Source organism: uncultured Fluviicola sp. (assembly GCF_902168135.1).
Lineage (GTDB): Bacteria > Bacteroidota > Bacteroidia > Flavobacteriales_D > Crocinitomicaceae > Fluviicola.
In genome coordinates this window covers 1-8,403 of the sequence record NZ_CABHOL010000029.1, presented here as the reverse complement: position 1 = coordinate 8,403, position 8,403 = coordinate 1, and the positions used below count along the sequence as shown (strand labels likewise).

Genomic DNA, 8,403 nt, shown 5'->3' with positions numbered 1-8,403 from the left:
TGAAGGAGCTTGTTGGCCGGTGTCAGGCAATAAAGTCCATCTCCTTTGGTACAAATCCAGATATTCTTTTCGGAATCTAACTTTATCCTTGAAATATTTTTCTTTTGGAAGCCTTTAACGGCTGTCGGATCGGAAAAGGTTTTCTTAAACCGGTATAATCCATCAGCAAGATTAATAAAAAACTCCCCTGGATTCCGTTCAACGAGAATCCGGTTCCAGGAATGTTCTTTAACTAATTCAACCAACTGTTCTCCCTTTCTTTTCCGGTAAATACAGGATCCGGTTGTAAACAATAAAGAGTCGTTATTTTTTAGAAAAGAATAAGCGGAATACCGGATAAACTGCAGGAGTTTGAATTCTTCATCCAATATATAAATCCCCTGCCTGGTACCAACGTAATACTTTTTTTCGAACTCAACAATATCATTTACCCCCACAACTCCTGCAACTGCAACATCTTTCAAATATATCTCGGTAAGCTGATGATTTCCTCGGACGAATAATTTTCCTTTTTCCGTCCCGATGAATACCTTATCACCAATCCTTTTCAGCATTCTTATCTTTCCGTTCAGCCCATTTACATTCCAAAAAGACAACCTGGCTACATCCGGGCAGTAATAAATTCCATCGCCGATAGTAGACACCCACATTCCCGATTGATTATCGATTAGGACATCCGATACAATCATGTTATCAAGGTAATGTTCCACGGGATTGAGCTCTTCATCAAGTTCCCACAATCCGTCTCCTCCCAGTGCAATCCATACATGTCCGTTGGGAGCTATTTTGTAATTAATGACGTGGTTCTTAAACCGGTGCACCTTTACGGTTCCATTTTTGCGGAATAACCGGATTTCGTCCAGGAAAGACAGATAAGTATTCCCGTTGAATTCATAGCTCCAGCTCCTGCTCATATTAATGGAATCACTTACGAACCTCTGCATTTCATTCCCCAAACGATCAGCAATTGAGATATATAATTTACCCGTTGCCGGATCATTTTTCCGGATGGTGAACAATTGATTCGCTTTTGGAGCTGAAATTGGACGTTTTTGAGCGATTATCGACTGTTCAGTTCTTTTATAATGGCTTTTAGGAACTACAAAAGTCTGTCCAAAATACGAAAGATAAAATTTATCCCGGCTGTCGATGAGCAGGCTCAATACCGGCTGGCTCGTTTTATTGATCCTGCGGGTATATTCTTCAAACCCTTTAAGCGGAATAGCACGATCATTCGCTATGCGATAAACATGTGCTTTCGAGTTGGCAATGTACATTTCACCCGCCTGCGATGAGGTAACGCCATATACAGCGCTTTCTTTCAAGGGAATATTTTTGCATACCGGAACAAATTTGGTCCCGTTGTGCTTCACAATCCCGTATTCCGTAAATACCCATACATAACCCCGGGAATCCTGGTGCAGATTATAAACCTCCATAGCAGGAAGTCCTTGTTTGACTCCCAGGTTTTCAAACACCAGCTTTTGTGAATAGGCCTTTGATGCAGAAATCAGCAGCAGGCAGTAAATAATCCATTTGTTCAGCACCTAGTAAAAATAGTAATTAACCCGTATTATTGAGTATCCGGAGAGTTAACAAATCGTACAGATGAATTCCTATTTACACCAAAAATCAATTTTCAATAAAAGAGAGCCTTTCCAACTGAAAGCCTCTCTTTTATTCATTCAAGTGTTGTTTCAATTAAAACGCTTTCCAGTATCCGAAATCGTTATTATTAGTTACTGAAAATCCTTCCGAAGCAAATGTATTGGAAGTCAGGCTCAGTGAATATACCGGGTTGGAACTTCCATGCCGGGCGAAATAAAGTTTTCCGTTTCCGTACGTAGTATTAATTCCGGATCCTACTGTTCCGGGAATTCCTGCATAAGTGCGGTGATTAGCAACATTACTTATAAGGTTTGTACCTGAGATTGTAAAATGCCAGGAAACAATACCCGAGGATGCATATACGTCCGATTCATGAGAGAAGACCAATTCGGACCCCCCGAATCCATCCGGAACAAATGCTATGGACCCGCATTTATACCCGTTCATCAATCCTCCGGTAAAGATCGTGGTAGAACCTCCATTTACAGTTAATGGAGTAGCAAATCCGGTTGAAGGATTTATTGAGACGATAGATTTGTTACTGCTACCTACCAATGCATAAACCTCCCCCGTTTGCGGATGGATTTCTATTTCTTCAATAGGAAGGGTAAATGCTGTTCCTGTGGAATTCAGAATAACGGTACTTATAATTGGTCCACCATCCAAAACCTGCAGTCCTGAAGCTGTTTTATAGGCATAAATAATATTTCCGGTGGAAGCCGCACATCCCTTTAATGTCTGGTTGGTTGTCGAAGCAGGATGTGTACCATTTACGTATTGCGAGCCAGGATATGGTCCATAGAATTCATAATAACCGCTTATAATGTCTCCAAAGGCATCAAAACCGTTGTGCGAAACAATTCCCTCCTGGTAAACCGGTCTTTTAGCAGGATCAATCTCGGTCTTTGACTTCGTTTTTCCGTTCGGAATAACGCTCTCTTTTTTACAAGCGGCTAGTGGCAGCATTAAAACTCCTGCTGCAAAAAATACTGTTTTAAATGTGTTCTTTTTCATGTGTGTGTTTTAGTGATTTTGAATGTTTGCCCTTCCATATCGCGAGTAGGAATGACATCAAATCAAAATTCGGGCAAGTAACTCATTGTTTCATTACCGCAGGATCAGTTTTTTACACAAATGATAACTTCCCAATATTTGTGAAATGTGGTGATTATGTAACTCCTGCCAAATTTTTTATAACAAATCTGGCGTAAACGGCACTGATCTTTACAAACTCCTGTTGTGAATTACAATTACGGGAGCCACAGCTATGATCCAGGTTACGAGAGAAGGTGTTTTATTGGAGCGGACAACGCATGATTTTGAAAGTCATGGCGTATTCAATCCGGGGGTGATACGCGAGGGAAATAGTGTACACCTCTTCTACCGTGCGGTAAAAACCGGGAACCATTCTACCATAGGTTATTGTAAGCTTGACGGTCCTCACCAAATCATCCGGAGAAATGCGGAGCCAATTATTCATCCGGAATTTGAATATGAATCCCTGGGAGTAGAAGACCCGCGTATTTGCAAGATCGATGACCTGTATTATCTGACTTATACAGCTTACGATGGCGTAAATGCCCTGGGAGCTTTGGCAATTTCCCGGGATTTGAAGACTTTTGAGAAACAGGGACTGATTGTACCACAGTTTTCTTATACCGATTTCGAAACACTGACTAAAGGCGGCAGGGATATAGAAGACCGTTACCTGGGATACTGCCATTCAACGCCATTCATTCCGGAATTAAATCGGACTAATTTGGTTTGGGACAAAGACGTAGTCTTCTTCCCACAACGGATTAACGGGAAACTCCATTTTCTGCACCGCATAAAACCGGATATCCAGTTGGTGGCAATCCATGAATTGAGTGATCTCACCCCTGCTTTTTGGGAAGATTATGTATCAAGACTGAATGAAAACACCATCCTCTTTCCGAAATATGAACATGAAATAAGCTATATCGGATCGGGAGCCCCTCCAATTGAAACAGAATCAGGCTGGCTTTTGATCTACCACGGAGTGAAATGCACTGCCGAAGGAAATATCTATTCGGCCTGTGCGGCCCTGCTGGATATTCATAATCCGGGAAAAGAAATTGCACGTTTACCATACCCCTTGTTTAAACCAGAAACCGACTGGGAATTGCACGGGGAAGTCGATCATGTCTGTTTTCCTTGCGGAACAGCATTGTTTGGCGACACATTATATATCTATTATGGCGCTGCTGACAGACAGATTGCGTATGCATCACTGAGTCTTTCAGAGCTCATTTCAGAACTCAAACTAAACACAATTAAAGATGAAGCATCCAGTTAACAACAATCGATTTGCTCAATCCCTATTCCTGAATCATTATCCTGAATCCGAAGTGAAACTTTCCAAACTGGAAGTTCCGGTAATACTGTTGATTTCCTCCTATCCTCCCAGAGAATGCGGGATAGCGACTTATTCCCAGGATTTATTAAGCGCTTTAAACCAACAGTTTGACGGTTCGTTCGAGCTGCAGGTCTGTGCACTGGAAAGCGGTTTCAATGACCATCAGTATCCCAAAGAGGTTACTTACACACTCCAGGCAGATGAACCGGCAGAATACCTCGCTTTGGCAGATAAGATCAACGCCGACAAACGAATAAACTTAGTTCTCATCCAACATGAATTCGGACTTTTTCGAATGGATAAGGAAGAATCCTTCCTGACTTTGATTCAAACCCTGAAAAAACCTGTTGTTACGGTGTTTCATACCGTACTTCCAAATCCGGATACAAACCTGAAAGCACATGTTCAAAAAATCGGGCTGTTTTCCGACTCACTCATCGTCATGACCAACAATGCCGCTGACATATTGAAGAACGAGTACATCATTCCTACCAAAAAAATCACAGTCATTCCTCATGGAACACATCTTGTTCCTCATTTAGATAAAGAACAGTTGAAACAAAAGTTCGGACTAAAAGGAAAGAAAACACTTGCAACCTTTGGCTTGTTGAGTTCCGGAAAAGGAATTGAAACAACCCTGGAAGCGCTTCCCCGAATAGTAGATAATGAACCTGACGTGATCTTCCTGATAATCGGGAAAACACACCCCGGAGTAATTGCTTTCGAAGGAGAGGCCTACAGAGAATCGCTTAAAGCAAAGATCCGTAATCTAAAGCTGGATAATCACGTCATTTTCGTAAACAAATACCTTTCCCTGAAAGAACTGCTGGAGTATTTGCAACTGACGGATATTTATCTTTTTACTTCCCTCGACCCGAACCAAAGCGTAAGCGGTACTTTCTCCTACGCCATGAGTTGTGGTTGTCCGATCATTTCAACGCCAATGCCTCATGCAAAAGAATTCCTGGACCAGGAAACCGGCATTATAGTGGATTTTAGTAACCCTGACCAATTAGCTGATGCTGTTGAGCGTATGTTTGAAAACGAAACACTTAGGGAGCAGTTTATTTCCAACGGATTGGAACGTATGGCGCCGACATCCTGGGAAAATTCCTCAATAGCACACGCACAGCTATTTCAACTGCTGATGACAAGCAAAATCGAACTACGCTATATGCTACCTGATATTAACCTGGCACATTTCAGCAGGCTTACTGACCGGTTCGGAATGCTCCAATTTGCCAAAATCAATCAGCCCGACCGTGAATCCGGATATACACTGGACGACAATGCACGGGCTCTGATCGCGCGATGCATGTATTACGAAGCCACACTTGACGGGGCAAGCCTTGTTGCTATTCAAACGTATTTGAAATTCATTGCATTCTGTCAGCAGCCCGGCGGTAATTTCCTCAATTATGTGGACCAGGACCAGTTGTTCTCGAAATTTAATTATGAAACAAATCTTTCCGATTCAAACGGACGGGCCATATGGGCATTGGGTTACCTGATTTCCAAACAACATATTTTCCCTGAAACATTCGGAGTACTTGCAAAATCCATTCTTCGAAAAGCTTTAAGCAACATAGAACACATGCATTCTCCGCGCGCAATTGCTTTCACGATCAAAGGATTGCATTTCAGCAATATAGAAGACAAAGATCCGGGTATTACAGCCCAAATCAAATTATTAGCAGACCGATTATTGAGGATCTACCGCCATGAATCGGAACCAAACTGGTCGTGGTTCGAAAGTTACCTGACCTATGCCAACAGTGTTTTACCGGAAGCATTGTTATATGCCTGGGAAGAAACGGGTGATGAATTCTACAAGATGATTGCCAAAAAATCCTTCGATTTCCTGCTGTCCCTGACATTTAACAAAACAGGAATCAAAGTTATTTCCAACAAAAGCTGGCTTCATAAAGGGCATCAACCGGAAGAGTTCGGAGAACAACCTATCGATGTGGCGTATACCATCTTGGCTCTTGACCACTTTTTCGAAGTATTCGGAATGGACAGTTATCTTGAAAAGTCAGAAATTGCCTTCAGCTGGTTTCTCGGGAATAATCATTTGTCCCGTATTATTTACAACCCCGGAACGGGAGGATGTTACGACGGCCTGGAACATAATCATGTTAATTTGAACCAGGGAGCGGAATCGACGGTGAGTTACCTCATCGCCAGGATGACTCTAGAAAAACAACATAAAGCCAGAAGCTCCAAACCCAAGAAATTGTATATCGTATCTCAGGAATGATCCAAAAGAAAGCAAACGGACTTGTTCAGTATATGAAGACCAATGGCCTGACACTAGTCCTGGCTGAAAGTATGACCTGCGGACTTGCAGCTGTAAAGCTTTCTTCCTGCATAGGTGTTTCGAATGTGCTGCTTGCTTCTCTTGTATGTTATACACCTAAGGCTAAAATACAGCTTTTACAAGTGAAGCAGGCGACCATTCGACGCCATACCTGTGAATCCGCTGAAGTGACGGCAGAAATGGCAGAAAACCTGTCTGAATTGCTTGAAGCGGATGTTTATGCCGCTATAACCGGTCTGGCTTCGGCAGATGGGAGTGAAACGAAGGACAAGCCGGTAGGAACAGTCTTTTTTGCAATTCGATACAAGCATAAAACTCATGATTTCCGGAAGGTATTCCGTGGAACTCCTTTAGAGATTAAAACAAAGGCGGCGGTTGAATTATACCGGTTGATTTTAAAATTGATCAAACAAACAGGGACGTAAGATTTTACGTCCCTGCTTCTATTTTTTAGCACTGTTTGCCGTGGATATCACGTCTCCCGCCTTCTTTTTCAATCTGTCGGCAAATTCTTTTGCTTCCCCTGCCAGCTTTGCCCTGGTTTTCTTCCCTTTGGCAGGTGCCAATAAAATTCCGGCCGCCAAACCTACTGCAGCTCCTGCAGCCAGGGTCCCGATCGCTTTCGAAACGGAATGAGATTCCCCGGTAGTGGATTCCCCCGTTTTCGTTTTATTCTCTGCTGATTTCATATTCATTGATTTATCGATGATGAATTTTAAAATGTGTCCCGCAAGTTTTAATGTCGCGTCCATATATTCTGTTTTGGAATGAGTATTCTTTGCCATTTGCTTTAAAGATCGTTTTTGAAAAGGAAAGATCATTACAAAATCACATGGTTTTATTACATAAATCACGCTTTTCACCAACATTACAAGAGGGGAAAGAAAAAAGGGAGAGCCGGCCTTCACCCCAACTCTCCCTTTTAACACTTAACCCACACTACCACACATGGACCGCTTAAAAAATACCTTAAACATTTCTTCAAAAATACCCCGCTTCAAACCGGATGTGGTTATATATTCTCTAAAGAGATTTGCAGAAATTCCACTATTGTTAAGATTCGGTCTCCATTTTCCCTGCTGATAATTATTCCTAACGCCGGTCAACTATTTTTTGCATTTGCATAGCATTCTCATATCCGGCTTCGTAATAGGTGTTATTGAAATAGATAAAGCTTTCAGAGGAACTTTGGGGAATTCTTTCGGAGAATTTTTGCAATTCTGAAGATTCGTAGGGCGATTTGAACAAGACTGGATTTCCATGCAATCTAAGGTAAAACACGTTGGTTGTATGCATAAAGCATGTTTCCAAACCAGGAAAGTCGACATTGCAAAAAGTTATCTCTGCCGCGGTCAATTTCCTTTTCACCTCATCGTTCCACCAGGAAGCATGACGAAACTCAACGACGTTCTCAGGATGATTCGGAATAGTATTCAGTACCAGCTCCAGGTTCTCATCCGAATACTGAAAGGAAGGTGGAAGCTGAAAGAGAAAATGACTGCATTTCTCACCCAACCCTTCGCGCATCAATGCCTGGAATTCGGTGATAAGTGATTGAGATTCCCGGAATTTCAGAATATGTGTGATCTGCTTACTCATTTTCACGGAAAACCGGAAATCGGGAGGTGTTACATCGTGGTATTTTTTGAGATCTGACAATTTAGGTGTCCGGTAAAAAGTGCCATTCAATTCAACGGTATTGAACACCGTGCTGTAATGTTCCAGCCAGTTTTTGGGCTGTAAACCTGCCGGGTAGAATTTGTTTTTCCATGCCGGGTAGTAATACCCTGAACAACCGATGTAATATTTCTTATTCATATCAATTTAGTTTGTTTTCCACGGACGAGCACGGAGGAACGCGGAAGTCTGATTCTTTGTAATCACCAACAGCCAATGATCATTTTTCTTCCTGTCAATTTATTTATTCCCCACGGACGAGCACGGAGGAACGCGGAAGTCTGATTCTTTGTAATCACCAACAGCCAATAATCATTTTTCTTCCTGTCAATTTATTTATTCCCCTGTCTCTTATACACATCTCCGAGCCCACGAGACTCCTGAGCATCTCGTATGCCGTCTTCTGCTTGAAAAAAAAAAA

7 protein-coding genes are annotated in these 8,403 nt (G+C 42.1%); 3 read left to right on the top strand and 4 right to left on the bottom strand.

What is annotated here, in order from left to right; all coding sequences use genetic code 11:
* Window positions 1–1,547 (bottom strand): two-component regulator propeller domain-containing protein (locus QZT69_RS11780; protein WP_294674336.1); only part of this gene is annotated, 1,547 nt, incomplete at its 3' end.
* Between the two features lie 154 nt (window positions 1,548–1,701).
* On the bottom strand, window positions 1,702–2,622 hold the full coding sequence (locus tag QZT69_RS11775; RefSeq protein WP_294674334.1) for a hypothetical protein: 921 nt from the start codon (window positions 2,620–2,622) through the stop codon (window positions 1,702–1,704).
* A 253-nt stretch (window positions 2,623–2,875) separates the two neighbouring features.
* Between QZT69_RS11775 and QZT69_RS11770 the strand changes: the two genes are divergently transcribed.
* Genes QZT69_RS11770 through QZT69_RS11760 form a run of 3 tightly spaced genes read left to right on the top strand, consistent with a single transcriptional unit; the run spans window position 2,876 to window position 6,730 of the window.
* Window positions 2,876–3,925, top strand: coding sequence for a pesticidal protein Cry7Aa (locus QZT69_RS11770; RefSeq protein ID WP_294674332.1), 1,050 nt, complete (start codon window positions 2,876–2,878; stop codon window positions 3,923–3,925).
* Entirely contained in the window at window positions 3,909–6,245 is a 2,337-nt protein-coding gene (locus QZT69_RS11765) for a glycosyltransferase (RefSeq protein WP_294674330.1), read from the top strand. Before QZT69_RS11770 ends, QZT69_RS11765 begins: the two co-directional genes overlap by 17 nt.
* On the top strand, window positions 6,242–6,730 hold the full coding sequence (locus tag QZT69_RS11760) for a CinA family protein (protein WP_294674328.1): 489 nt from the start codon (window positions 6,242–6,244) through the stop codon (window positions 6,728–6,730). Before QZT69_RS11765 ends, QZT69_RS11760 begins: the two co-directional genes overlap by 4 nt.
* An 18-nt stretch (window positions 6,731–6,748) precedes the next feature.
* Here the strand turns inward: QZT69_RS11760 and QZT69_RS11755 are convergent, their stop codons facing one another.
* Entirely contained in the window at window positions 6,749–7,090 is a 342-nt protein-coding gene (locus QZT69_RS11755) for a YtxH domain-containing protein (protein ID WP_294674325.1), read from the bottom strand.
* Between the two features lie 307 nt (window positions 7,091–7,397).
* Window positions 7,398–8,123, bottom strand: a complete 726-nt coding sequence (locus QZT69_RS11750; RefSeq protein ID WP_294674324.1) for a DUF72 domain-containing protein — start codon at window positions 8,121–8,123, stop codon at window positions 7,398–7,400.
* Window positions 8,124–8,403 lie beyond the last annotated feature (280 nt).

Coding starts and splice junctions, on each gene's coding strand:
- QZT69_RS11765 (WP_294674330.1), top strand. CDS start 3,909: ATGAAGCATCCAGTTAACAACAATCGATTTGCTCAATCCCTATTCCTG.
- QZT69_RS11770 (WP_294674332.1), top strand. CDS start 2,876: ATGATCCAGGTTACGAGAGAAGGTGTTTTATTGGAGCGGACAACGCAT.
- QZT69_RS11755 (WP_294674325.1), bottom strand. CDS start 7,090: ATGGCAAAGAATACTCATTCCAAAACAGAATATATGGACGCGACATTA.
- QZT69_RS11775 (WP_294674334.1), bottom strand. CDS start 2,622: ATGAAAAAGAACACATTTAAAACAGTATTTTTTGCAGCAGGAGTTTTA.
- QZT69_RS11750 (WP_294674324.1), bottom strand. CDS start 8,123: ATGAATAAGAAATATTACATCGGTTGTTCAGGGTATTACTACCCGGCA.
- QZT69_RS11760 (WP_294674328.1), top strand. CDS start 6,242: ATGATCCAAAAGAAAGCAAACGGACTTGTTCAGTATATGAAGACCAAT.